The sequence below is a fragment of the Plantibacter sp. Mn2098 genome, assembly GCF_049319745.1.
GTDB lineage: Bacteria > Actinomycetota > Actinomycetes > Actinomycetales > Microbacteriaceae > Plantibacter.
The window spans coordinates 116179-139435 of the sequence record NZ_JBMOUH010000012.1 but is presented as its reverse complement, the minus strand read 5'-3'; the positions used below and the strand labels follow the sequence as shown (position 1 = coordinate 139435).

At 68.3% G+C, this 23257-nt stretch carries 23 protein-coding genes; 9 read left to right on the top strand and 14 right to left on the bottom strand.

Going from position 1 to position 23257, the window contains the following annotated elements:
* The first annotated feature begins 42 nt into the window (after positions 1-42).
* Both ACL9RL_RS18015 and ACL9RL_RS18010 read left to right on the top strand, forming a co-directional pair.
* Entirely contained in the window at positions 43-1365 is a 1323-nt protein-coding gene (locus tag ACL9RL_RS18015; RefSeq protein WP_422781670.1) for an NAD(P)-binding domain-containing protein, read from the top strand.
* 183 nt (positions 1366-1548) lie between these two features.
* Positions 1549-2040: a hypothetical protein gene (locus tag ACL9RL_RS18010; RefSeq protein WP_422781669.1), complete on the top strand. Its 492-nt coding sequence runs from the start codon at positions 1549-1551 to the stop codon at positions 2038-2040.
* 6 nt (positions 2041-2046) lie between these two features.
* Here ACL9RL_RS18010 and ACL9RL_RS18005 read toward each other — a convergent pair whose 3' ends face one another.
* The gene (locus ACL9RL_RS18005) at positions 2047-2721 is read right to left on the bottom strand and encodes a helix-turn-helix domain-containing protein (RefSeq protein WP_422781668.1); all 675 of its coding nucleotides are present in this window, start codon (positions 2719-2721) and stop codon (positions 2047-2049) included.
* Positions 2722-2789: 68 nt separating this feature from the next.
* Between ACL9RL_RS18005 and ACL9RL_RS18000 the strand changes: the two genes are divergently transcribed.
* Positions 2790-4178, top strand: coding sequence for an FAD-dependent oxidoreductase (locus ACL9RL_RS18000; RefSeq protein ID WP_422781667.1), 1389 nt, complete (start codon positions 2790-2792; stop codon positions 4176-4178).
* Positions 4175-5557 (top strand): arsenic transporter, encoded by a 1383-nt coding sequence (locus tag ACL9RL_RS17995; RefSeq protein ID WP_422781666.1) that lies wholly within the window; start codon positions 4175-4177, stop codon positions 5555-5557. The genes ACL9RL_RS18000 and ACL9RL_RS17995 overlap by 4 nt, the downstream gene beginning before the upstream one ends.
* Here ACL9RL_RS17995 and ACL9RL_RS17990 read toward each other — a convergent pair.
* Positions 5544-5891, bottom strand: coding sequence for an EamA family transporter (locus ACL9RL_RS17990; RefSeq protein ID WP_422781665.1), 348 nt, complete (start codon positions 5889-5891; stop codon positions 5544-5546). The two genes, ACL9RL_RS17995 and ACL9RL_RS17990, sit on opposite strands and share 14 nt — an antisense overlap.
* A gap of 71 nt (positions 5892-5962) precedes the next feature.
* Between ACL9RL_RS17990 and ACL9RL_RS17985 the strand changes: the two genes are divergently transcribed.
* Positions 5963-6853, top strand: coding sequence for a LysR family transcriptional regulator (locus ACL9RL_RS17985; RefSeq protein WP_422781664.1), 891 nt, complete (start codon positions 5963-5965; stop codon positions 6851-6853).
* Positions 6854-6940: 87 nt separating this feature from the next.
* On the top strand, positions 6941-7642 hold the full coding sequence (locus ACL9RL_RS17980; RefSeq protein WP_422781663.1) for a type 1 glutamine amidotransferase domain-containing protein: 702 nt from the start codon (positions 6941-6943) through the stop codon (positions 7640-7642).
* 273 nt (positions 7643-7915) lie between these two features.
* On the opposite strand, the gene ACL9RL_RS17975 is transcribed toward ACL9RL_RS17980, so the two are convergent.
* Genes ACL9RL_RS17975 through ACL9RL_RS17965 form a run of 3 tightly spaced genes read right to left on the bottom strand, consistent with a single transcriptional unit; the run spans position 7916 to position 9981 of the window.
* Positions 7916-8215: a hypothetical protein gene (locus ACL9RL_RS17975; RefSeq protein ID WP_422781662.1), complete on the bottom strand. Its 300-nt coding sequence runs from the start codon at positions 8213-8215 to the stop codon at positions 7916-7918.
* Positions 8216-8257: 42 nt separating this feature from the next.
* On the bottom strand, positions 8258-9064 hold the full coding sequence (locus ACL9RL_RS17970; RefSeq protein ID WP_422781661.1) for a hypothetical protein: 807 nt from the start codon (positions 9062-9064) through the stop codon (positions 8258-8260).
* The gene (locus tag ACL9RL_RS17965; RefSeq protein ID WP_422781660.1) at positions 9061-9981 is read right to left on the bottom strand and encodes an ABC transporter ATP-binding protein; all 921 of its coding nucleotides are present in this window, start codon (positions 9979-9981) and stop codon (positions 9061-9063) included. Before ACL9RL_RS17965 ends, ACL9RL_RS17970 begins: the two co-directional genes overlap by 4 nt.
* 87 nt (positions 9982-10068) lie before the next feature.
* Here ACL9RL_RS17965 and bla point away from each other — a divergent pair, with 87 nt between their 5' ends.
* Positions 10069-11010 (top strand): class A beta-lactamase, encoded by a 942-nt coding sequence (gene bla / locus ACL9RL_RS17960; RefSeq protein ID WP_422781659.1) that lies wholly within the window; start codon positions 10069-10071, stop codon positions 11008-11010.
* 183 nt (positions 11011-11193) lie between these two features.
* The gene (locus ACL9RL_RS17955; RefSeq protein WP_422781658.1) at positions 11194-12936 is read left to right on the top strand and encodes an alkaline phosphatase family protein; all 1743 of its coding nucleotides are present in this window, start codon (positions 11194-11196) and stop codon (positions 12934-12936) included.
* A 39-nt stretch (positions 12937-12975) separates the two neighbouring features.
* On the opposite strand, the gene ACL9RL_RS17950 is transcribed toward ACL9RL_RS17955, so the two are convergent.
* On the bottom strand, positions 12976-13659 hold the full coding sequence (locus ACL9RL_RS17950; RefSeq protein ID WP_422781657.1) for a FadR/GntR family transcriptional regulator: 684 nt from the start codon (positions 13657-13659) through the stop codon (positions 12976-12978).
* A 53-nt stretch (positions 13660-13712) separates the two neighbouring features.
* Here ACL9RL_RS17950 and ACL9RL_RS17945 point away from each other — a divergent pair, with 53 nt between their 5' ends.
* Positions 13713-14948: an MFS transporter gene (locus ACL9RL_RS17945; RefSeq protein ID WP_422781656.1), complete on the top strand. Its 1236-nt coding sequence runs from the start codon at positions 13713-13715 to the stop codon at positions 14946-14948.
* Here the strand turns inward: ACL9RL_RS17945 and ACL9RL_RS17940 are convergent.
* The 8 genes from ACL9RL_RS17940 to ACL9RL_RS17905 all read right to left on the bottom strand — a co-directional run bounded on the left by ACL9RL_RS17940 (position 14933) and on the right by ACL9RL_RS17905 (position 23157).
* Positions 14933-15421 carry a GNAT family N-acetyltransferase gene (locus ACL9RL_RS17940; RefSeq protein WP_422781655.1) on the bottom strand — a complete coding sequence of 163 codons (489 nt, stop codon included), beginning with the start codon at positions 15419-15421 and terminating at the stop codon, positions 14933-14935. The genes ACL9RL_RS17945 and ACL9RL_RS17940 overlap by 16 nt on opposite strands.
* Before the next feature lie 142 nt (positions 15422-15563).
* Positions 15564-16424, bottom strand: coding sequence for an Ig-like domain-containing protein (locus ACL9RL_RS17935; protein WP_422781654.1), 861 nt, complete (start codon positions 16422-16424; stop codon positions 15564-15566).
* A 147-nt stretch (positions 16425-16571) separates the two neighbouring features.
* On the bottom strand, positions 16572-17525 hold the full coding sequence (locus tag ACL9RL_RS17930) for a hypothetical protein (protein ID WP_422781653.1): 954 nt from the start codon (positions 17523-17525) through the stop codon (positions 16572-16574).
* A complete protein-coding gene (locus ACL9RL_RS17925) occupies positions 17522-18940 on the bottom strand; it encodes a S8 family peptidase (RefSeq protein ID WP_422781652.1) in 1419 nt (472 codons plus the stop codon). Before ACL9RL_RS17925 ends, ACL9RL_RS17930 begins: the two co-directional genes overlap by 4 nt.
* Positions 18941-19225: 285 nt before the next feature.
* The gene (locus tag ACL9RL_RS17920) at positions 19226-19957 is read right to left on the bottom strand and encodes a lytic polysaccharide monooxygenase auxiliary activity family 9 protein (protein ID WP_422781651.1); all 732 of its coding nucleotides are present in this window, start codon (positions 19955-19957) and stop codon (positions 19226-19228) included.
* A gap of 35 nt (positions 19958-19992) precedes the next feature.
* Positions 19993-21309, bottom strand: coding sequence for a fibronectin type III domain-containing protein (locus ACL9RL_RS17915; protein ID WP_422781650.1), 1317 nt, complete (start codon positions 21307-21309; stop codon positions 19993-19995).
* 124 nt (positions 21310-21433) lie between these two features.
* Complete coding sequence (locus tag ACL9RL_RS17910) at positions 21434-22240, bottom strand: ABC transporter permease (RefSeq protein WP_422781649.1); 807 nt, start codon at positions 22238-22240, stop codon at positions 21434-21436.
* Positions 22237-23157, bottom strand: coding sequence for an ABC transporter ATP-binding protein (locus tag ACL9RL_RS17905; protein ID WP_422781648.1), 921 nt, complete (start codon positions 23155-23157; stop codon positions 22237-22239). Before ACL9RL_RS17905 ends, ACL9RL_RS17910 begins: the two co-directional genes overlap by 4 nt.
* Positions 23158-23257: the final 100 nt, after the last annotated feature.

The window sequence follows — 23257 nt, the reverse complement described above, 5'->3', positions numbered from 1 at the left end:
GATCAATCTCGATGTATTGATGTTTGTCGATAGGAGCTTGACATGGTGAATGAACTGCCCGTGATCGTCGTCGGCGCAGGTCCGCAGGGACTCGCGGCCGCCGCACACCTCGTGGAACACGATGTGCCGGTGCTCGTCCTCGAAGCCGGCCGGTCCGCCGCATCGGCCGTCGCCGAGTGGGGGCACGTCCGCCTGTTCTCGGAGTGGCCCGAACTGATCGATGCTGCGGCGGCCCGCCTGCTCGCCGCGACAGGTTGGACAGCACCGACGACGGGCTATCCCACCGGTCGTCAGTGGATCGACGCCTATCTCGCCCCGCTCGCCGAGGCGCTGGGTGACCGGGTGAGGGTCGGGGCGCGTGTCACCGGCATCTCCCGGCGCGGTCGCGACCGACTGGTGGACTCCGGTCGCGCGGAACAGCCGTTCACGGTGCACGTGGAGAGTGCGGACGGCACCGAATACCGCCTCGACGCGCGCGCGGTGATCGACGCTTCCGGCACCTGGGCGACACCGAATCCAGCCGGGGCCGACGGACTGCCGGCGCTCGGCGAGCGAGACCAGCCAGAGCTGCTCGGCTATCGCATCCCCGACTTCCACCATCGAGCAGACTTCGAGGGCACGCACACCGTCGTCGTCGGATCCGGCCACTCCGCGGTGACCGCCGTCATCGCGCTCGCCCGGATCGCACGCCGCAACCCGGAGACGACGATCACCTGGGTGCTGCGTCGCGGCAGCATCGGGAACACCTTCGGCGGCGGCGACGCCGACGAACTGCCGGCACGCGGGGCTCTCGGCATCACGGCGAAAGAGCTCGTCGACGGCGGCCTGATCAACCTCGTCACCGGTTTCCGCATCGAGCAGGTGCTCCCCGACGGTGACCGGGCGGTCGTGATCGCAGAGGACGGACGGAGCCTTCCGGCCGCAGACCGCGTTGTGGTGCTCACCGGCTTCCGGCCGGACCTGTCGTTCCTGTCGGAGCTGCGGATAGAGCTGGATCCGACGCTGCAGGCGCCGGCGCGCATCGCCGCAGAAGTCGATCCGAACATCCACTCGTGCGGATCCGTCGCGGCCACCAGCGCCCTGGATCTGGCGCAACCCGAATCCGACTTCTACATCGTCGGCGCAAAATCCTACGGCCGCGCACCCACCTTCCTCGCCCTCACCGGCTACGAACAGGTGCGCTCCGTCGCCGCCGCCCTGGCCGGAGACCACGAGGCGGCGCGGCGCAAGGAGCTCGCCCTCCCCGAGACCGGGGTGTGCGGCGGAGCAGGTCTGTTCGATGCTTCGGGTGCGTCACTCGGCGGGTCCTGCTGCGCCATCCCCGAGCAGGTGCTCCAGGTCGGTCGAGCCCCCGCGCAGGTCTGATCCGCGCGGGTCCGATCGCCCATCCAGGCGACGTCGTCCGCTCTGCCCATGCTCGCCGGCCGAGCGGACGACGAAGGTCGGGAAGCCGTCACGGGTGTTTTGACGCGGCCGTTACACGGCATGTCGTTACATGGTCCTTGCAGCCAGTGATTGCCTGCGCCCACACCATCACCTGGAGGCATCATGATCAGAAACCCACTCACGTCGTCACGGAGCGCACACCGATTGTTCGTCGCCGTCTCGGCAGCTGTACTCGTCGCGCCGCTCAGCGGTTGCAGCACGGCGTCCGGGCCGACGAAGTCAGCAGAACCGCACAGCGCACAAGCGGCGGACGACTGGCAGTTGAAGTTCGCCGCATGCATGCGCGACCAGGGAATCGACTACCCAGACCCCGCGCCGGGAGGCGGCGAGTCCGGCAGTTTCAGCGGAGACGCCAGCGACTTCCAGACGACGCAGGACGCGCGCGACAAGTGCACACAAGAACTCGGCCCGATGCCGGAGCCGAAGGGCCCGATGATCCGTGCTGACGACATCTCCGCAGCCGAGAAGAAGACGGCGAAATGCCTGCGCGACAACGGTGTGGACGTCGCCGACCCTCGCTCGGGCGAAAGCATCAAGCTGCCCGCCGACGCTCCTCAGGAGATCATCAAGCAGTGCCTGCGGGCAGGTCGTTAGCGCAGCTCAGGCGGCGGCGAGCCGGGGGGCGAGCTCTCCGATGCGTCGTTCGAGCTCCTCGTACGCGTCATCGAAGGCGGATTCGGTGCCGACGCGCACCGGATCCGGAATCGACCAGTGCAAGTCGCCGACGACGCCGATCTCCTCGTGCGCGTTGTCGCACACGGTGATGACGAAGTCCGTCCCCGTCAGCACCGCATCGAGCCCGCTCGGAGTCGTCGACGGCATCGACAGGTCGTGCCTGACCGCGGCGGCGAGCGCCCCTGCGGCGATCCGATCGGCTGGATGTGTGCCGCCGGACGCGACCGGGATGCTGCTTGCGCGCCGCCAGAGCGCGGCGGCGAGCTGCGACCGCGCCGAGTTCGCGGAGCACACGAACACCACCCGCGTCGCTTCCCGGGCGATCCTCGGCACGAGCCCGTCGAGCGCCTCGGCGGTGAGGTGCACGTAGCTGCGCCGCTTGTCCCCCTCGGAGGCGGTCCTGGTGACCATGCCGACGGATTCCAGCACGTTCAGGTGGTGCGTGACGAGGTTCGCTGGAGCGCCGAGCGCCACTCGGATCTCCGATGGCGAGAGGTCGCCGAGGGTGAGCAGATCAACCAGTCGGAGACGCGCCGGTTCACTGAGTGCCGCGTGCTTCGCTGCCCGGGCCTCGATGGATTCAGTTCGTACAGTTTTCATTGTTTCAATCTTGACTGAAATAACTTCCTCGGTCAAGATGTTGCCGACCCCACATCCGAAAGGCCCCCATGCACCTCGTAGCAATCGGCGGAAGCGACGCCGGCATCTCCACGGCACTCCGCGCCCGCGAACTCGACCCCTCGGTCGACGTGACCGTCGTCGTCGCAGACGCCTACCCCAACTTCTCGATCTGCGGGATCCCGTACTTCTTCTCCCGCGAGGTCCAGCCCTGGCAATCCCTCGCGCACCGCACACACGCCGACCTCGAAGCGACCGGCATGCGCCTGCGACTCGACACGCTCGCGACGAGCATCGATGTCGCTGGACGACGCCTGACCGTCCGGAACCGGCACGGCGAAGAGGAGGCCATCGCCTACGACGAACTCGTCGTCGGGACCGGCGCCTCCCCGTCGACGGCCGGCATCGCCGGACTCGACACGCTCGGCCAGGCGGACGGCGTGCACGTGCTGCATTCGATGGGCGACACCTTCGCCCTCGAGCGATACCTCGACGAGCGGCAGCCGGAGACCGCGATCATCGTCGGCGCCGGGTACGTCGGACTCGAAATGGCCGAGGCGCTCACCATCCGCGGGCTCCGCGTCACCCAGCTGCAGCGCGGCCCGGAGGTGCTCTCCACCCTGGATCCAGAGCTCGGCTCCCTCGTGCACAACGAGCTCACCGCTCACGGGGTCGAGGTCGTCACCGGCACCCGCGTCGAGCGGATCGACCGCCAGGACGGAGTTCTGGCCGTCTCCGGCGTTCGCGACGGCGAGGCCTTCACCCGCACCGCGGAACTGGTCCTCGTGGTCGTCGGCGTGCGGCCGAACACGAGCCTCCTGACCGCGGCCGGCGCCGAAACGGGTGCCGGAGGGGCGGTCGTCGTCGACGAGCGGATGCGGACCGGCCTGCCCAACGTGTGGGCTGCCGGCGACGGCGTCGTCACCCACCACCGCTTGCTCGGCGTCACCTATCTGCCCCTCGGGACCACCTCCCACAAGCAGGGACGGGTCGCGGGCGAGAACGCGATCGGCGGCGACGCACGCTTCGCCGGCAGCCTCGGCACCCAGGTCGTGAAGGTCTTCGACCTGGTGGCGGCACGCACGGGACTGCGGGATCACGAGGCCGTCGGCGTCGGCCGCTCCCCGCGCACGAGCACCGCCATCGCGGACGACCACAAGGCCTACTACCCGGGGGCGACGCCCATCACGATTGGCATCACCGGCGACACCCGCGACGGGCTCCTCATCGGCGCGCAACTCGTCGGCACCCGCGGTGCCGAGATCGCGAAGCGCGCCGACACCTTCGCCACCGCGTTGCACCACGGCATGACCGTCGACGGGATGAGCGATCTCGACCTCTCGTACACACCACCGCTCGGCTCGCCGTGGGACGCGGTGCAGGTCGCGACCCAGGCGTGGCGTCGCGCGGCCCGTCCAGGGGACGGCTCCGCCGAATGACCGTCGTCGCCGTACTGGTCTTCGCCGTCACGCTGGTCCTGGTGATCTGGCAGCCCAGAGGACTCGGCATCGGCTGGTCCGCACTCGGGGGCGCCGTCCTGGCCTTGCTGACGACGGTGGTCAGCCTGTCCGACATCCCGACCGTGTGGGACATCGTGTGGAACGCGACGTTCGCGTTCGTCGCCATCGTGCTCATCTCGCTGATCCTCGACGAGTCCGGGCTGTTCGAATGGGCTGCGCTCCACGTCGCCCGGTGGGGACGCGGCAATGGGCGGCTGCTGTTCGTGCTCATCGTGCTGCTCGGAGCGGTGATCGCGGCGGTGTTCGCCAACGACGGCGCCGCGCTGATCCTCACACCGATCGTCATCCAGATGCTGGTCGCCCTGAAGTTCCCTCCGCAGGCGGCGCTCGCGTTTGTGGTCGCGTGCGGATTCATCGCCGACGCCGGCAGCCTGCCGCTCGTCGTCTCCAACCTCGTCAACATCGTCACGGCCGACTTCTTCGACATCGGCTTCGCACGCTACGCGGCCGTGATGATCCCGATCGGGATCGTGACCGTCGCCGCGAGTCTCGGTGTGCTGTTCCTGTATTTCCGCAGGGTGATCCCGCGCCGATACGACCCGACGGACCTTGCCGATCCCCGCACCGCGATCCACGACCCACTCACGTTCCGGGCGGGGTTCGTGGTCCTGGGCTTCCTCCTCATCGGCTACTTCGCCGCCGAACCGCTGCACATCCCGCTGTCGGCCATCGCCGGCGTCGGTGCGCTCGCCCTCGGGATCGTCGCGTCGAGGAAGCCGGCGTTTCTCTTTGCGAGGGCGACGGTCCCCGGCACCGGCGGTGCGACCGGTTCGACCGGTTCAACCGGTTCGACCGATTCGCTGCGTCCGATCTCGATCAAGAAGGTCGTCAGCGAGGCGCCCTGGCAGATCGTGCTCTTCTCCATCGGCATGTACCTCGTCGTCTTCGGGCTCCGCAATCAGGGACTCACCGACGAGCTCGCCGGCGTCTTCTCGGCGATCAGCGGAAACGGGGCGCTCGTCACCGCACTCGGTGTCGGCGTCGTCGTCGCCGTCCTCGCGTCGATCATGAACAACATGCCGACGGTCCTGATCGCGGCGCTCGCGATCAGTGCGGCCGGCGCAACGGGCCTGACCCACGAGATCATGGTCTACGCCAACGTGATCGGTTCAGACCTCGGCCCCAAGATCACCCCCATCGGCAGCCTCGCCACGCTGCTCTGGCTGCACGTCCTCGACCGGAAGGGCATCCACATCGGCTGGGGTCGGTACTTCCGCACGGGCATCGTCCTCACCATCCCCGTGCTGCTGATCTCGTTGTCTGCGCTGGCGGGATGGCTCCTCATCATCGGCTGCTGATGAGGATGCCGAGGACCACGACCGCCGCGCCGACCGGCTGATACCAGTGCAGCGTCTCACCGAGGGCGACCACACCGAGCGTGATGCCGACGACGGGAGCCACATAGGTCACGGTCGACGCGGGGGTCGCACCCCAACCGCCGACGATGTTCGCGCTCCACACATACGCCAGCCCGGTTCCGAAGACCCCGAGTAGGAGCATCGCGATCGCGACCGACGGTGTGAGCGCGACCGGTCCGCCCGCAATCCACGGGCTGACGAGGAGCATCACGACCGCAGCAGAGCCGACCTGGACCGTCGCCACCGGAACCGCGGGCAACCCGAGCGGGGACACGAAGCGACGCACTCGCCGTGAGGGCGGGCCGCGTGACAGGACGGCTGTGCGATGCGAGAATCGGCCTCCTGATGGCACTCCACGATCTCGACCACCTCCGCACCTTCCTCACGGTGCAGCGCACCGGATCGTTCACCGACGCCGCCGCCCTCCTCGGCGTCTCTCAACCGACGGTGTCGGCGCACGTGCAGGCGCTTGAGGCGGCGCTCGGCTACCCCGTGCTCGTGCGCGACCGCTCCGGCGCGAGGGTCACGACCAAGGGGGCGGCACTCGCACGCGAAGTGGCTGTGCACATCGACGCGCTCGACGACATCGCCTCACTGAGCGTCGATGCCGGAGGTGCGCCCAGTGCCGTCCACCTCGGCGGCCCAGCAGAACTGCTCACGACCCTCGTACTGCCCCGGCTCCCCGAACTGCTCGAAGCCGCTGGCGCCCCGATCCACGTGACGTTCGGTCTCGCAGAGCCGTTGCTCGAGGAATTGCGCACCGGGTCGCTCGATGTCGTCGTGAGCGCGGTCCAACCGCGGGTGCGCGGTGTCGAAGCGGCTCCGCTCGTCGACGAGGAATTCGTGCTCGTCGGGGCGCCGGCCTGGCATCCTCGACCCGGGATCGACGCGCCGGCGTCGCTCGAACACATCCCCGTCGTCGCCTACGCCACGAACCTGCCGATCGTCCGCCGCTATTGGCGCACGGAATTCGCTCGACGCCCGGACGAGGTCACGACCGCCGCGATCGTCCCGGACCTCCGCGGTGTGCTCGCAGCAGTGCTCGCCGGTGCCGGGATGTCGGTGCTGCCCCGGTACCTGGTGCAGGACGCCCTCGACTCCGGTGCGCTCGTCGCACTGCACAATCCGTCGGTCGCTCCGCTCAACACCGTGTATCTGGCCAGGCGTACCGGAGAGGGCAACCGGCAGGGGGCGGTCCGGTCACTGAGCGCCGCGCTCGAACACATCCTCGGCTGACCGCGCCGACCTCCCGATGACGGCCCAAAGAATTCCGATCGATGAGCGCCGGACGCGGTATAACACTGGTCCGGTCGAAAGGAAATGATGTCCTCCATCCTCATGGTCGTCACGGCCGCCACTTCACTCACCCTCGCAGACGGCACGGAGCACCCGACGGGGTTCTGGGCCGAAGAACTCGTCGTCGCCCATCGCGATCTGCTCGCGGCTGGTCACACGATCACGTTCGCCACGCCCGGCGGCATCCGCCCGCGGCCGGACCAGGGCTCGCTCAGCGCGGCGGTCGTCGGAGACGAGACGCGCGTCGCGGAGTTCGAGGCCTATCTCGCCTCGATCGACGCAGAGCTCACGCACCCGGTCGACCTCACGGACGTCACCGCAGCCGACTATGACGCGGTCGTCCTGCCTGGCGGCCACGGCCCGATGGCAGATCTCGCGTTCGACACGGACCTCGGCCGGATCCTCGCCGATGCGGACGGCGCCGGGACGATCATCGCCCCGTTCTGCCACGGCCCGGCCGGTCTCCTGAGCGCGACCCGTGCCGACGGCAGCTTCGTGTTCTCCGGACGGCGCCTCACGGTGTTCACGGACGAGGAGGAGTTCGCAGGCGGAACCGGGGCACAGTCGCCGTGGTTCGTGGAGCGCACCCTCGCCGAGCGTGGCGCGATCATCGAGAGCGGTCCGGCGTGGTCCAGTCACGTCGTCCGCGACCGCAATCTCATCTCCGGACAGAACCCGCAGTCGAGCGAGGCTGTCGCAACCGCCGTCATCGAGGCCCTCGCGAAGTGACCGGAACCTGATCGGGCGGTCCGATCCGCTCGGTCAGGCGTCCCGGCGCACGAGCGCGACGAGTCCGACAAGGAGGCGATTGACACGTGTTCTTATACTTCCGGTCAAAGTATAAACACGCGTTGAAGAGAGGCATGCTCTCAACGACGGCGGCTCCGGCCTCGTCATTCTGATTGATGAGATCCAGGAGGCCGACGCGGCCAGTCTCCGCGCAATCGCCTACGCGTGGCAGGACGTGAATCCCCTGCGACCAGATGACCCGTCTTCCTCGCATCATGACCCGGTCACCTGCGAGGAGGACGGCCCATCCGGTCGTTCTGCCGCGCGCGCTTTGGGGAGCAGGACCGCGCCGAAGCTGAATTGGTTCAACGCACCGGGATAGATCACGAATTTTGCTTGCACGTCGTCGGTATCGTGCAGTTCGATCAACGCCGCGACCTCCGCCGCGCCCTCCCATCCTGGGAGCAGTGTCACGCTGATGCCGTTGGGAAGTTCGATGGTGACTTCATCGACGTCGTTGAAATCGCCTTCAGCGCCGAGTTTCACGCTGAGTCGCCGTGACAGATGATTCATGGGTTCTTATCCGTTCTTTGTCTGGGTTCGTTGTGGTTCTGCTCAGGCATCTCGGCGCACCAGCGCGGCCGCCCAGACGACTCCCCCGACTGCCACCGTCCCGAGCAGGACCGCCAGCCCGAGTTCCGGCGCGATCCGCGGAACGGCGCTGGAGAGCGCATCAGCCGCGGTCGTCGGCGTGTAGTTCGCGAGATCCCGGACGAAGGCGATCGGAGCGAGCGACATCAGCCCCGGCAGTACGAGGATCAGCCCGAACGCGGCCGAGATCGAGAACGCGACGCTGCGGAGCACCCCGCCGATGCAGAGCGCGATGAGCGCGATGAAAGCCATCCCCGTCGCGGCACCAGCCGCGGTCATGAGGATGCTCGACATCACCTGCCCTGCTGGAGGGAGCGGCCCGACCGCGATGATGGCCGGCACGGCGATGGCCGAGGACGCCAGCACGCCGACGAAGCCGACGACCCACACGCACACCGCCACCGACACGCCCTTCGCGACGAGCACGCGCACCCGACGCGGAACGGCGACGAGCGTCGATCCGATCTGCCCGGTCGAGTACTCGCCGCTGATGCTCAGCACGCTCACGATGATCGCGAGCAGCTGCCCAACGGGCACGGCGAGCGTAAGCATCGTCGTGAGGACGGGCAGGTTCGCCGCGGCGTCCTGCGTGATGAACGAGTTCCCGACGGCATCCATGCCGACGAAGAGGAGACTCACGGGGATGAACGCCAAGAGCGTGATGACGCCCGCCCTAAGGGTCGCCATCTTGTGCAGTTCGGAGCAGATCGCGTTGAGCACGGTGACCCGGTGCCGATGCGCGGCCTGGTGTGTGCTGCGGCGCGGGGTCATCGTCCGGCCTCCTTCCGGGCGCCGGCGGCATGGACCACATCGTCCCCCACGAGTGCGCGGTACGCGTCTTCGAGCGATCCGTCGACCGCGCGCAGCTCGAACAGGGTGAGCGATGCGCTGGCCGCGAGCCTGCCGATGTCCTCGATGCCGACCCCCACGACGTGCATCGCCCCGTTCCCGGCATCCGTCACCGTCGCACCGGCGCCGCGGAGCATCTCGAACAGCACCCCGGACTGCGGCGTGCGCACAACGACGGCGGCCTCGTTGCACCCCATGACCTCCTTGAGCGTCCCGTCCGCGACGACCCGGCCCCGCCCGAGCACGATGATCCGATCAGCCGTCTGCTCCATCTCGCTCATCAGGTGCGATGACACGAGCACGGTGCGCCCCTCTGCCGCGAGCTCTCGCAGAAGGGTGCGGATCCAGATCACCCCGTCCGGATCCAGGCCGTTCACGGGTTCGTCGAGGATGAGCACCTCCGGGTCGCCGAGCAACGCGGCGGCGAGCCCCAATCGCTGCTTCATGCCGAGGGAGAACTTCCGGACCGGGGTGGAACCGACCGATGCGAGACCCGTGAGATCCAGGACTTCTTCAACGCGGGCACGTCCGAACCGATGGGTGATGGCGAGCCCCCGCAGGTGATTCCTCGCTGACCGCGCGGGGTGGACCCAGCCGGCGTCGAGCAGGGCGCCGACCTCGCTCATCGGGGCGGGGTGCGACGCGTAGGAGGCGCCGCCGATCACCGCCGAACCGGATGTCGGCCGTTCGAGCCCCATGATCAGCTTCATCACGGTGGACTTCCCCGCCCCGTTCGGGCCGAGGAACCCGGTCACCATGCCGGGCCGGATCGTGAAGGTCACGTCGTCAACGGCGCGTTTGGCGCCGAAGGACTTGGAGAGTTCTCGTACGTCGATCATCCATCGACCATAAGAAATCCCACCCGAGAAAACATCAGTTCAGCGATGTACCCTGCCCGGTACCCAGGTACCGATCAAGGAGCACCGATGACGACCCACCCCACACGCCGCACCGTCCTCACCGTCGCCGCATTCGGGGCGGTGGCCTCGATCGCCGGATGCGCCTCCCCGTCCGCGGGCGCCTCCGGACGCGGGTCGACGGCGGCACCCCGCCCATCGAGCCGCACCATCGATGCCACCGCCGCATTCGCGGCGCTCGAGCAGGAGTTCGGCGCCAGGCTCGGGGTGCAGGCCGTCGAGACGGGCACCGGAGACGTGGTGCAGCATCGTCCGGATGAACGGTTCGCGTTCGCGTCGACCATCAAGGCGCTCGCGGCAGCAGCCGTCCTCCAGACCCGCTCGATCGAAGCGCTCGACGTCGTCATCCGCTACACGGCGGACGACCTCGTCACATACTCCCCCATCACCGAGCAGCACGTCGACACGGGGATGCCGCTGCGAGAGATTGCGACGGCCGCGGTGCAGCACAGCGACAACACCGCCGGCAACCTCCTGTTCGCACAGCTCGGCGGACCCGCCGGGCTGACCACCATTCTGCGCGGAGTCGGTGACGACACGATCAGCGCGGACCGCATCGAACCGGATCTCAACGAGGCGACGCCGGGGGACCCGCGGGACACGAGCACTCCCCGGGCACTCACCGCCACACTGTCGCGCTACGTCCTCGGCGACGCGCTGGCTCAGCAGCAGCGCGCCCTGCTGAGCGACTGGCTGCGGGGGAACACCACCGGCGGCGCACTCATCAGGGCGGCGGCACCCGAGGGATGGGCCGTCGGCGACAAGACCGGCGCCGCCTCCTACGGCACGAGGAACGACATCGCGATCCTGTGGCCGCCCACAAGCGGACGACGGTCGGCACCGGTGGCGCTCTCGATCCTCACCAGCCGTTCCACGCAGGACGCTTCGTACGACGACGCACTCATCGCCCGCGCAGCTGCCGTCGCACTGAACGCGCTCGGGGCGGATTGATCGGGAGCGCCGATCGGGGGCGCTGACCGGCGGCACCGACGAGCCACCCGGTGAGCGGCAGGTGAATTCTTGCCAGCACAAGCTGAACAATCTAGCTGACCATCTCACAACTCATCATCTGGCATCAGACTGAGGATGCGTGCACTCCTGCCCGCGAGTCGATCCGATGAGGAGCCATCACCGATGAAACGTCCCACCCCGACATCCACCGCATTCCGAAGTCGCGGCGTCACCATCGTCAAGGCCACAACGACCACGCTGCTCGCTGCTGCGATCACCACGATCGCGGGCGGCGCGACGGCTGCAACCGCCACGGAAGCAGTGGCGGCGACCGATGACCGATCGGGCGCCCGCACCCCCAAGAGCCTCGTCATCGGCACCGATGGACTCGTGTTCTCCCGCCTGCAGGATGCCGACACTCCGAACATCGATCGACTCATCGCGAGCGGCATGCTGGCGACGAGCAATCTCCCGGCCGAACCGTTGGCGCCGACGGTCTCCGGCCCCGGCTGGTCGACCATCGCGACGGGAACCTGGTCCGACAAGCACCGTGTGGTGGACAACACCTTCGCTGGTTCGGATTTCGCCGCCTACCCCGACTACCTCACCCGACTCGAGACCGCCGCCCCCGACACGTCGACGCTCGTCGTCGCGTCCTGGGACCCGGTGGCGGTCTCGGTATTCGGGCCGGCCGTGGACGAGCGCATCGGTTCCGATGACGCCGGCACCGTTGCGACCGTCACGGACCGTTTGGCGAACACCGATCCGGACGCGGTCATGGTGCACCTCGACGAGCCGGACATCGCGGGGCACGACTACGGCGCGGCATCCGACGAGTACCTCGCGGCCATCGAAGGCGTCGACGCAGCCGTCGGCGAGCTGCTCGCCGCCGTCGAGGGCCGCGGGACCTACGCGGACGACGATTGGCTGATCGTCGTCACGACCGACCACGGACACACCCCGTCCGGCGGCCACGGCGGCAACACCGAGGGCGAACGCGGCGTGTTCCTCGCAGCCACCGGCAGCGGCATCGAACCGGGCTCGACCAGGTACGACACGAAGCTCGTCGACATCGCCCCATCGCTCCTCACACACCACGGGGTCGCGATCGATCCTGCGTGGCAGCTCGACGGCACCCCGTTCGGCATGCTGCCGGTCGATCCGTTCGATTCCCTCCGGGATGCGCTCCGCCCTGCGGTCGACGAGTCGGCACCGGCCGATCGCCTCGGCTGGACCCAGGACGGACCGGACGGGTGGAGCATCGACAGCTCGCGGATGCCGGCCGGCGGCGTGACCGAATGGCGCGGCTGGTCGTTCACGACCGACGAGTTCTGGACCAACGTCGACCTGGGCCAGGGGCGCGAGACGAGTGTGCACAATCGCGACGTCTTCGCCGTGGCCGACTCCGACGAATGGGACGACGCACCGCACCATGCCGGCCCGTTCGACTCGACGCTGCATTCGCCGGCGTACCCGCTCGACGGCGACGGCGACGTCCACCTCTCCTTCGCGACGAACTACCAGCACGATCCGACGCAGCAGGCGCGGGTGCTCGCATCATTCGACGACGGCGAACCGGTCGAGGTCGCCGCGTACACGGCATCGGCCAACCGGGTCGAGCACCTGAGCGTCGCGCTTCCCGCCGGAGCGTCATCGGTGCGATTCGGCTTCGCATACACGGGGTCGAACGGCTCGTTCTGGACGGTCGATCAGGTGCGCGTCGAGCAGGCGGACGACTCCGGTGAGCCCGGGACCGGAGGAGGTTCGGACGGAGAAGGTTCGGACGGCGAGGCTTCCGCCGACTCCGACGCGAAGGTGCTGCCGGCGACCGGGCCGACGCTCCTGCCGATTCTGGTCTCCGCCGCCCTCTTGCTCACCGCGGGCGCCACAGCGGTGGGCGCCACCACTCGCCGGCGCCACCGCTGATCGCGTCGGGCGACGATGCCGAGTCGCCCGGCGCGAGCCTCAGTCGAGGCCGCGCGCCCAGTCCGACGTCCGGTCCAGGTTCTGCTGTGCGCATTGCCCGGCCCGATCCTGGTCGCCGCGTTCGATGGCTTCGACGAGGTCGGTGTGCCCATCGATCGAATCCGCTGCGAATCCGTCGAGCGGCCAAGCGGCGATCATGTCGGCTCGGAGCAGCGGTTCGAGGGAGCGATACAGGCTGACGAGCAGGTCGTTGTGGGAGGACTGCGCCACCGCGAGATGGAATTCCCAGTCGGCCTCGATCCACGAGTCTCGGTCCGAGGCCGCACTGGCTCGCAGTGACACGATGCGCTGCAGCCGCTCGAGGTCGTCACCGGTCCGTCTGGCGGCCGCGAGGCGGGCCGCTTGCACGTCGAGCGCGACACGCACCTCGAGGAGGTCGTGCAGGCCGTCCGCCGCTGCCCGCAGCCGCCGGATGGGACCGGCCAGCTCGCTCAGCGAGGCGACGTAGGTCCCGTCGCCCTGCCTGACGTCGAGCATGCCGGCGTAGGCGAGGGCCCGAACGGCCTCTCGGACCGTCCCCCGGCCGACCTTGAGCTGTGCGCACAGGTCTCGCTCGGTGGGGATCCGCTCCCCGACGGCCCACAGGCCGGCGCCGATCATCTCACGAAGGCGATCGATGACCTCGGCGGTCATCGGTGCTCGATTGGCGGGTTCCAGGCTCACGGGCCTAGTCTAGTCGGCTTGCTGAAATTGGTATGACGTATTACCTTTGTTCGATGTTCGCTTCAACGCTCGCCCCCGCTCGGAACGCCTCCCGCCCGCTCGCCGTCATCGCAGTGGTGCTCCTGGCCGTCAATCTCAGAGCGTCGATCTCCAGCGCCGCCGCCCTGCTCGACTCGCTCGCGCTCCAGCAGGGGCTCACCGCGCTGACCGCATCGTTGATCACCACCATCCCGTTGTTGGCGTTCGCCGTCGGCGGCGCACTGACCGTCCGGGTCGTCGCGCGTTTCGGTGTGGAACGGACCGTGGTCGGCGCACTCGTGGCACTCACCATCGGATTGGCCGCGCGCGGCGTGCCGCAGAGCTGGGCACTCCTCACAGGGACGACCATCGGCATGCTCGGCCTCGCGATGTGCAACGTCGCACTGCCGGCGTTCATCCGAGCGGCCTTCCCCGCTCGGATCGGCCTGCTCACGAGCGTGTACACCACGGCGATGGCAGCGGGGGCGACGATCGCGGCCGCGAGCGCCGTCCCCATCGCGGTGATCGTCGCCTCGCCGAATGCCGCTCTGGCGTCGTGGGCGCTGCCCGCCGCTCTCGCAGCCGCAGCGTGGCTGCCGCTCGCTGTCCGCAGCGGCAGAGCACCCAAGCCTGGCGCCCAACACGCCGCCGTCACGCTCGCCGATGTCGCGCGGACCCGATTCGGTCGGCTCATCACCGCGTACTTCGCCGTGCAAGCGCTCAACTGCTACGTGATGATCGGGTGGCTCCCGTCGATCCTCGTATCCGCGGGATTCGATCAGGCCTTCGCCGGGCTGCTCCTCGCCGTGATGCAGGGGGTCGGCATCCCCATGACGTTCCTGATCCTGGGGTTCACGTCGTCGGCAACCCGAACCCGCATCGCATTCACCGCCGTTTCCGCATGCACGCTCGCGGGGTTCGCCGGCCTGTTGCTCGCGCCGGCGCCCGGGGCACTCGTCTGGTCGCTGCTCATCGGCATCGGGCTCTGTTCCTTCCCGTTGATCCTGGCCTCGATCAGTCGCAGCAGCGCGAGTGCCGCCGAGGTCACCGCGGTGTCCGCGCTCGCGCAGTCCGTCGGCTACGCGATGGCGGCCGCCGGGTCCCTGGGCTTCGGCCTCCTGCACGCGGCGACCGGCGGCTGGACCATGCCCCTGCTGGCACTCATCGGACTGGCCGTCATCCAATTGACCCTGGGGCTCGCCTTCACGAAGCCGTCGACGCGCCGGCAGCAGGGCGCACCATCGGGTTCACGCGATCAGCGCAGTTCGTAGCGAGCGAGGTGCACTCCCGGCGCGACCTCGACATCGCCCGCATGGACGAAGCCGACGCTCTCGTACAGGCGTCGCGCTGGAGGGTTGTCCCGGCCGGTCGACACCGACACGGGCCTCCCGGCGGCCAGGGCGACGCCCTCCGTAACGAGGGCCCTCGCGATCCCCCGCCGGAAGTAGGCCGGCGAGACGATGAGGCGTTCGATCTCGAACGCCTCATCGCCTCCGGTCCAGGCGAGCGCACCGAGGACCTCGCTTGCGGCCCCGCCCTGCTCGTCCTCGACCACGGCGATCCAGTCGAGCCCGCTCGCAATGAGTTCTTCGAACGTCTCGTGCAACTGCGGGATCGTGTCGACCCCGATCAGCTCCGCCTCCACCCGATACGAATCGTGCTGCACCCTGAGGAGGCGTTGCGCCAGGAGCGCATCGGACGACGGATCGATCACGGTGACGATGGTGCGCGGTTCTTCGGTCATGGTTCGACTCTAAGACCATCAAACACCCGAGTACATCAGTCACCACGTTCGCCGAGGTCTTTCAGCCCCTCGAAACCCTTGCCAGAACGCACTGTTCGGGGCACCCGCCGAACCGGGCGCCCCGAACAGCTTGAGCGGGAGGTCAGCCGGCGACCGTGAACGTCACGTCATAGGAGGTGAAGAACACGTCGGGTCCGCCTTCCGCAGCATCGGCCTGATGGGCGGTGACCGTCTGCTCGCCCGCCGGGAGCGGCACAGTCAGTTCGACCGCCCAGGTGCCGTCGTCGCCGACCTGACCGACACCGAGGGTGGTGCCCGCGGCGTCCTTGATGGCGATGGCCGCGGCAGGGGCGCCCGTCCCGGTGAACGTAGGCGTGTTCGTGTCGACGGTGTCCTGATGCGCGGGCGAGGTGACGGTGACGGCTTCGCCCTGGTGGGTGTCGACGGCTTCGAGGAGCGTGAGATCGATGATCGACGCGTAGTGGACGTGCGGCGTCAACCCGTAGACATCGCTCGCGGCGCTGGGTGCCAGATAGTAGTTGTAGTCCCCGGCCGTGCGGATCGCGTACCCGGGCCCCTGCCCGTTTGCACCGTCATCGCCGATCCACACGAGCTCCCACAGACGGTTCGCGTCCCCGGAGCAGGTCTTCCACGTCGGCGCTCCCCCGATCACCGCGAGGCAGAGTCCGCCGGCAGATCCAGTGCCGGAGATGACCCCCTGCGTCCCCGGGTGCGGCAGCCGGAGATCCGACCCGTCCGGAGCGTCTCCGTTGCCCACCGTCGCCGTGAGCTTGCCTTCCTTGACCGGGCGGTTGAGCGTGCTGTACACGTCCGGGAACCCGCCTGCCCACGTCGAGATGTGCACGGGGCCTTCCAACCGGGTGATGGCGTCGGTTCCGCTCTCACCCGTCGGCTCCGTCGTTGCCAGAGCGGGCGCGCTCGTCGCGAGCAGCGCTGAGCCCACCATTCCGATGCCGACCAGGAGGGTGCTGATGCGTTTCATGAGGTTCTCCTTCTCGTTGGTGCTGCGTGGTGACCGCGGTGTGCGGTCGTTCGCCGGGGCCGGATGGCGTCCAGCGGTCGGAGGGATGTTGCGGCGCTTCGAACCATGCATTCGCCGCGCGTCCTCCCTCTGGGTTTTTTGGGGGGGTCAGGGTGTCCGGTCCAAGCCCGAGCACCGATCGCGACGCGCGAGTCTGCGTTGTCCGACGATCGCACTGACGAGTCCGCCCGCGAGGAGCAGCAGCACGCCGACGATCGCCGCCGGGGCTCCACCGATGCCGGTCGAGGCGAGTGCCCCGCCGCGCTTGGATGCGTCGCCACCGTCGAGGCCGGACTCTCCGCCGGGATCGGGAGTCGGCGCCGCCGTCGGGGTCGGACTGGGTTCCGGCGTCGGTCCCGTTCCACCGCCGTCGCCGACGACGAATCCCGTCGGTTCGCCGACGCCCGATTCGGTGCCGTCCGTCAAGGTCTGCGACACCCGCACCTCGTACCGCCCGGCGACGAGGTCGGCATCGGCCAGGAAGCGCCCCTGCGAATCCGCCGCCACATCGAGGATGATCGGCACGGCGTTCACTCCGGCATCTGCCGTCGTGGCCGCTTCAGCGACCACGACGTGCACCCCGGCGAGCGCAACCGCTCGTCCGGACACCGTGACCCTGCCGGGCTCCGCATGGTCACCGGCCTGCGGCCAGGTCACCTCCGGCGCCGCGATCGGGGCGGTCACGAGGATGTTCGCCGTGGCGGCCTGTCCGATGTTGTTGGTGAGCGTGACGGTGTGCGCGCCCGGCTTCGTCTCGGCCGGGAGCCTGCCATCCAGGTGGAATTGTTCCTTGCCGAACGGCATCACGACCGCCCCGGTGTCGACACCATCGACGGACAGCGACACATCGATGCCCCAGGGGAAGCCGACGCCGTACACGGAGAAGGCCCTGCCGGCCTGCACGGTCCCGCCTGCGACCAGCGCAGACCGGTCGAACCGAGTCCAGGCGACGGCATCGAGCGCGTTGATCTCACCGGAGCCGTACCAGGGCGAGCCGTCCGGATCCGTGCAGCTCTGGGCGCCATTCTCCGGGCACGGAAGTCGATCGGTGAGCGAGTTCACGAGCGCGCTTCTGAGCGACTCTGCACTCGCGTTCGGGTATGCTCCTTCAACAGCGCAGCTACACCGGCGACGTGCGGCGACGCCATCGAGGTCCCGCTCTGGGCCGCGTACTGCCCGCCCGGCATCGTGCTGAGGATGTTGGATCCGGGCGCGACGACGTCGATCTTGCCCTCGCCGTAGTTGGAGAAGCCCGACCGGACGACGCCGGTCGGATCCTTGGTGTTGGGGTCGCGGGTCTGTTCGAGCGAACCGACCGTCACCACTCCGGGGATCTCGGTCGGGATGTCCCAGCACCCCTCGTGGAGCGGGCGGTCCACGATCGGTTCGCCATCGTTCGGGCTGGTGCTCTCGGTGGTCTTGTTCGCCAGGTCGATGTTCTCGTTCCCGGCGGCCGCCACGGACAGGACGCCCTGTTCCGTGGCCCAGGTGAACGCTCGGCGGACGGCTTCGAGCGCCGCGGCCTGCGCGTCCTGATCGTCGCACCAGAATGCCCATGGGTCGACGTAGTAGCTGTTGTTGGTGACATCGAAGTCGTGCTGCGCAGCCCAGACGATGCCGCAGATCGCGTACTCCGGGTAGATCCGGCCGCTGTCGTCGACGACTTTCACGCTCGCGATCGTCGTGTCCGGCGCGACCCCGACGATCCCGACGCCGTTGCGGGCGGCGGCGATCGTTCCGGCGACGTGTGTGCCGTGGGGCGAGTTCGAGGGCGACCAGGCTGCGATGTCCTGGTCGGGGACGCCGTTGACCGTGCAGCCGACGGAGCGCTCGTGGTCGATCTGCGTCTCCAGGTCCGGGTGCGTCGGGTCGACACCGCTGTCGAGGACGCCGACGATCACGTCCGGACTGCCGCCGCTGAGCTCGTGTGCCACGTCGGCGTGGATCGAGACCATGTCCCACTGCGGCGCCTCGGCCGGGTCGGCGACGGTTTCGGTGCGGAAGTCGGACTGGTCGCCCTCGGGGATCGCCGTAGTGCCGCCGTCTCCGCGGCTACCATTCTCGCCGCCGCCCGATCCGGCGATCGTGTCGACCGGCGCCGTCCTGGTGGGCCCTGCCGATTGGACCACCGGGACCGCGGTGAGCTTCGCGATGAACGCCGCGTCTGCGGATTGCGCGGTCGTCACACCGATCTCGGGATACTCGGAGAGCACAACGCCCCCGGCTTCGACGATCGCGGCAGTGACGTCCGCCTGCGGGCCTGCGCCGGGTTCGGCGTTGACGACGTAGTTCATCGACGCGCCGTCCGGCAGCGCGACAGCCCGGACAGCGGCAGCATCGACGTCGACACCCGCTCCCGGCGACTGCGACGCAGCTGCCGGGAGCGCGGTCGCCGCGAGCACACAGGCGGCGGCAAGCACGGCCGACGGGAACATCGTCGCGCGCCGTCGAGGCGAGGAGCGGTGGAGCAGATTCATGTGTCGTCTCCTTCAGATCGGGAGAAAACATCCACGTGTCGACTATCTTATGGTTACCGAGTGGAATATCTTCTCAATCGTGTGTTGAGAAGATATACCCGCAGATCAGTGATGTGTACCCGGTTTCCAGAATTCACAATCCCGCAGCACAACGTTCACCACTCGGCAACCGGCATCAGGAGCCGACAGACGCGGTGCGGCGACACGGATCGGGCCTCCGCCTCGTGCTGGACACCCTCGAGGACGGATGCACGGAGGCGGAGGCCCGGGGAACTCGCCGTTCGCCTAGCCGAAGTTGACGTTCGAGCAGGCGAAGAACGCCTCGTTCGACTGCGTCGTTCCGTCCGGCTTCACGTTGCCCTGCCACACGGTGTACACGACATGGCTGCCGCTCTTCTCCGGGAGGAGCACCGGGAGCTCGGTGTGCATGTTCGGCGTGCCCTGCTCCAGCGACTCGACGTTGTCCGCAACGAGGAACGGCGTGGCTTCGAGATCATCCCAGGTGAGCGGCTGCTTCGGGTCGTAGCCGTCCTTCGTGATGTAGTAGTTGAAGGTGTACGGGTTGTGGGCGACGGTGTTCTTGAAGTTCAGCGTGAAGTCTTCACCACTGGGCAGGTCGGTCGTTGGCCAGTCGTCGCTCGGCACGTCGAGGCCGGCGTAGCGTTCGTTGCCGGCCGCGCACAGCTGACCGTCGGGGACGACGGTGCGATACTGCGCGTCGACCTGTCCGAGGCGGGTGTCTCCGACGACGATGCCCTGCCAGTTGGCGAACGGCGACTCGCCGCTGACGTCATACGCGTCGTTGCAGCCCTCATACGCGGACTCGCCGAACGGGTAGTTCGTGACACCGGCCTCGAAGCAGCCGAGCACCCGGCTCTTCGGGTCGCCGCTGCTGCCGTGTGCGAACGCCGGTCCGGCGGACAGGCCGACGACGGTGAGCGCGACGAGGGAGCCGGCGACGAGCGCCGCGTTCCGGCGACCCGTGGGCTTGTCGAGGATGGATTTCAGGTTCTTCATGATGGTGGATGCTTTCTGAGAGGAAGGGGTTCGGGTCAGCCGGCGACGGTGAGTTCTGGGGTGAACGAGCTCCACGAGCCGTCGGAGAGCTGGGCGCGGAGCTTGACGGTGTGCGTGCCGCCTTCCGTTCCCAGTTCGACGTTGCGCTTCTGCGCCGCCGCCTGGTCGGAGCCGATGAGGAGGGTCTGGGCGTAGACGCCGTCGATGTAGATCTCGTAGCGCTTCGTCGCCTCCGCCGGCGTCCAGCCGAGCTGCAGGCGGTGCATCGTGGTGGAGCCGTCCTGGTAGGTCCCGGCCGCCGCAGTGAAGTTCGTCGGCGTCCCGGTGCCCGGCTCGACGACGACGTCTTCGAGCGTGGTGGCGCCGGCCAGCGCCGACCCGCCGGTGTTGCCGGCCGCGTCTGCCGCGTGGACGGAGAACACGTAGGTGGTTTCCGGCAGGAGGCCGTTGATCGTCGCAGACGTCTTCGAACCGTCGACGGTCGTTGTTCCGCCCGTGCCGTCGCCGATCGTGTACGAGCTCACACCGATGTTGTCGCTCGCGGCGCCCCAGCTGACCTCGACCGTGCGCGGGCCGGTGGCCTTCGCCGTGATCTGGGTCACATCCGACGGCGCTTCGGTGTCTTCGACGGGTGCGCCGGCGGTCGTTCCGGTGACGACGTCGGTGCGGTCGGACAGGTTGCCGGCGGCGTCGAACGCCTCGACCTCGTAGTCGTAGGAGGTCCCTGCGGCGAGACCCGTGATGTTGGTCATCCGCATGTTGCCCGGGAGCTCCTTGGCGAGCACACCGTCCTGGTAGATGCGGTAACCGGCGACTGCGACGTTGTCGGTCGAGTGCTCCCACATGACGTGGATCGTGGAGGAGTCGACGGCGTCGGCCGTCAGCTTGGTCGGAGTGGAGGGCTTCTCGGCGTCCTCTTCGCCGCCGCCGGCGGAGCAGCCGTCGACCGATGCGCCGTTGAGGTCGCATCCTTCGACGCTGATCGCGCCAGAGCCGTTGCCGGACACACCGAAGGAGATGTACTCGCTCTGCCCTGCGGCGAGCGCGCCGTTCTTCGGGGTGAGCGTGACGCGCTCACCCACGATCTCGGCGTCGACACTCCAGCTGGAGGAGTTCTGGAAGGTGCCCTCGGGCACGGTGAACTGGAGCTTCCAGTCCTGCTTGTCGGTCGTGGTGTTCTTCAGCACGAACTGGCCACCGGCATACCAGGTGGATGAGGTGTCGATCGTGAGCTTGCCTTCGAGCGGCGCCGCACTTGCGGCATTGGCGGCGAACGCCGCACTGGGGATGGCGACGGCAAGCACTGCGGCGCCGGCGATGATCGCGGCTCGGCGTTTGGTGGGTGTCTTCACGAGGTTCCTTCACGGATTGAAATTTGTGTTTGAGTTACGGAGCGGCCCCAGCCTACCATAAGAAATATCAACCACTCAGGTGGTGAGTGACGTGAGATGGGCCGACGCCCGATCGCCGATCGCCTCAGACGTCTCGTCGAGACAGCAGCGCGCCCCACAGTCCGACAGTGACGACGACCCACGCACCGAGCGCGATCGCCCCACCGAGCGCGGCGCCGACGTCGACCGGCGCGGCGAGCGCGCTGGAGGCGACCGTCGGCAGCACCGACATCAGACCGTCCAGCTCAGGGATGGAGCGGATCACCGTCGGGAGCACGAGGAACAGGGTGAATGCGGTCGCGATGCCGAAGGCGCCGCTCCGCAGGATCCCGCCGATAGCGAGGCTAATGACGGCGAGCGCCGCCCACGCGAGTCCGCTGCACGCACTCGTCAGCAGGATCGTCGCCAGCGCACCGTCCGGCAGCGGCCCCATCGACCCGGCGAGAACGACCGCGCAGATCGTCGAAGTGATGAAGCCGACGAGCCAGACGAGGGACCCGAGTGCAACGGTCTTCGCAACGACGAGCATCCATCGCCGCGGCACCGTGCGCATCGTCGACCCGATCTGCCCCGTGGAGTGTTCGTTCGCGATGCTGAGCACGGCGACGATCGAGAGCGTGAGGCAGGCGAACGCAGCGAACCCGCCTTGCAGGTAGGTGAAGTGCACGAGGTTCTCGGACACATCGCCCCCTGGGGTCGCATTTCCCTTGGCGGTCAGCAGGAACAGCACACCGAGCGGGATGTTGACGAGCAACGTCACGAGGACGGTGCGGACGGTGACGAGTTTCAGCAGTTCACTGCGGACGACTCGCCAGAACGTCAGTCGATACTCGCGCGGCACGGCGGCAGGAGCGGAGTTCCGGGTGGTCGCTGTTGTGGTCGGCGCGTTCATCGCGATACTCCGTTCCGTGCACCAGCACTGTGTTCGATACTGTCGCCCACCAATTCGCGGTAGGCGTCCTCCAGGGATCTGCTCACGGTCCGCAATTCGTGGACCGGGATGCCGGCTCGCATCGCGAACTCGCCCAGCTGCACGACATCCATCCCGGTGACCTGGAGTTCGTCGCCCCTCGTCGCCACGGTGACACCCGGGCGCTGCAGCTGGGCCACGAGATCAGCGGGCCGCGGCGTACGCACCACAACGGATGCCGCTTCGCCGCCGGAGATGACGTCCTGAAGGCGACCGTCGGCAAGCACCCGTCCGCGCCCGATCACGATGATCCGGTCCGCGGTGAGCTGCATCTCGCTCATAAGATGCGAGGAAAGGAGGACGGTCCGCCCTTCGGCGGCGAGTTCCCGGAGGAGTTCGCGGATCCAGACGACACCGTCGGGATCGAGTCCGTTGACGGGTTCGTCAAGCAGGAGGACGGCGGGGTCGCCGAGCATCGCCTCCGCAATCCCGAGCCGTTGCCGCATCCCGAGCGAGAACGTGCCGACGCGAGCCCTGGCCACCGACGCGATGCCGGCCAGCTCGAGCACTTCCGACACGCGCCGGCGCCCGTAGCCCTGGGTCAGGCCGATGGCCCGGAGGTGGTCGTAGGCGGAGCGGCGCGGGTGCATCCAACCGGCGTCCAGCAGCGCTCCGACCTCGTGCAGCGGAGCGGCGCTCCGTGCATAGTCGGTTCCATTGACGGTAATGGAGCCAGCCGTCGCACGTTGCAGTCCGAGGGCGAGTTTCATCATCGTCGACTTGCCCGCGCCGTTCGGCCCGAGGAATCCGGTCACGGTGCCCGGGTGGACGGCGAACGAGACGCCGTCGACCGCGGGTTTGCCGCCGAATCGTTTGGTGAGGTTCTGTGCTTCGATCATGATCCGACACTACGGCCACCTAATCATGTAAAACATCAACCAATGGTTCCTTCTTTGCGCCTTGTCGTCATACCGCAGTACGCATAACCCGCACCACCAG

What these genes read in the sequence shown, in the direction of transcription:
- ACL9RL_RS17980 (WP_422781663.1), top strand. Translation starts at nt 6,941, where the DNA reads ATGTCCTCCATCCTCATGGTCGTCACGGCCGCCACTTCACTCACCCTC.
- ACL9RL_RS17940 (WP_422781655.1), bottom strand. Translation starts at nt 15,421, where the DNA reads ATGACCGAAGAACCGCGCACCATCGTCACCGTGATCGATCCGTCGTCC.
- ACL9RL_RS18005 (WP_422781668.1), bottom strand. Translation starts at nt 2,721, where the DNA reads ATGAAAACTGTACGAACTGAATCCATCGAGGCCCGGGCAGCGAAGCAC.
- bla (WP_422781659.1), top strand. Translation starts at nt 10,069, where the DNA reads ATGACGACCCACCCCACACGCCGCACCGTCCTCACCGTCGCCGCATTC.
- ACL9RL_RS17970 (WP_422781661.1), bottom strand. Translation starts at nt 9,064, where the DNA reads ATGACCCCGCGCCGCAGCACACACCAGGCCGCGCATCGGCACCGGGTC.
- ACL9RL_RS18010 (WP_422781669.1), top strand. Translation starts at nt 1,549, where the DNA reads ATGATCAGAAACCCACTCACGTCGTCACGGAGCGCACACCGATTGTTC.
- ACL9RL_RS17925 (WP_422781652.1), bottom strand. Translation starts at nt 18,940, where the DNA reads ATGAATCTGCTCCACCGCTCCTCGCCTCGACGGCGCGCGACGATGTTC.
- ACL9RL_RS18015 (WP_422781670.1), top strand. Translation starts at nt 43, where the DNA reads ATGGTGAATGAACTGCCCGTGATCGTCGTCGGCGCAGGTCCGCAGGGA.
- ACL9RL_RS17985 (WP_422781664.1), top strand. Translation starts at nt 5,963, where the DNA reads ATGGCACTCCACGATCTCGACCACCTCCGCACCTTCCTCACGGTGCAG.
- ACL9RL_RS17910 (WP_422781649.1), bottom strand. Translation starts at nt 22,240, where the DNA reads ATGAACGCGCCGACCACAACAGCGACCACCCGGAACTCCGCTCCTGCC.
- ACL9RL_RS17935 (WP_422781654.1), bottom strand. Translation starts at nt 16,424, where the DNA reads ATGAAACGCATCAGCACCCTCCTGGTCGGCATCGGAATGGTGGGCTCA.
- ACL9RL_RS17945 (WP_422781656.1), top strand. Translation starts at nt 13,713, where the DNA reads ATGTTCGCTTCAACGCTCGCCCCCGCTCGGAACGCCTCCCGCCCGCTC.
- ACL9RL_RS18000 (WP_422781667.1), top strand. Translation starts at nt 2,790, where the DNA reads ATGCACCTCGTAGCAATCGGCGGAAGCGACGCCGGCATCTCCACGGCA.
- ACL9RL_RS17905 (WP_422781648.1), bottom strand. Translation starts at nt 23,157, where the DNA reads ATGATCGAAGCACAGAACCTCACCAAACGATTCGGCGGCAAACCCGCG.
- ACL9RL_RS17975 (WP_422781662.1), bottom strand. Translation starts at nt 8,215, where the DNA reads ATGAATCATCTGTCACGGCGACTCAGCGTGAAACTCGGCGCTGAAGGC.
- ACL9RL_RS17955 (WP_422781658.1), top strand. Translation starts at nt 11,194, where the DNA reads ATGAAACGTCCCACCCCGACATCCACCGCATTCCGAAGTCGCGGCGTC.
- ACL9RL_RS17965 (WP_422781660.1), bottom strand. Translation starts at nt 9,981, where the DNA reads ATGATCGACGTACGAGAACTCTCCAAGTCCTTCGGCGCCAAACGCGCC.
- ACL9RL_RS17995 (WP_422781666.1), top strand. Translation starts at nt 4,175, where the DNA reads ATGACCGTCGTCGCCGTACTGGTCTTCGCCGTCACGCTGGTCCTGGTG.
- ACL9RL_RS17920 (WP_422781651.1), bottom strand. Translation starts at nt 19,957, where the DNA reads ATGAAGAACCTGAAATCCATCCTCGACAAGCCCACGGGTCGCCGGAAC.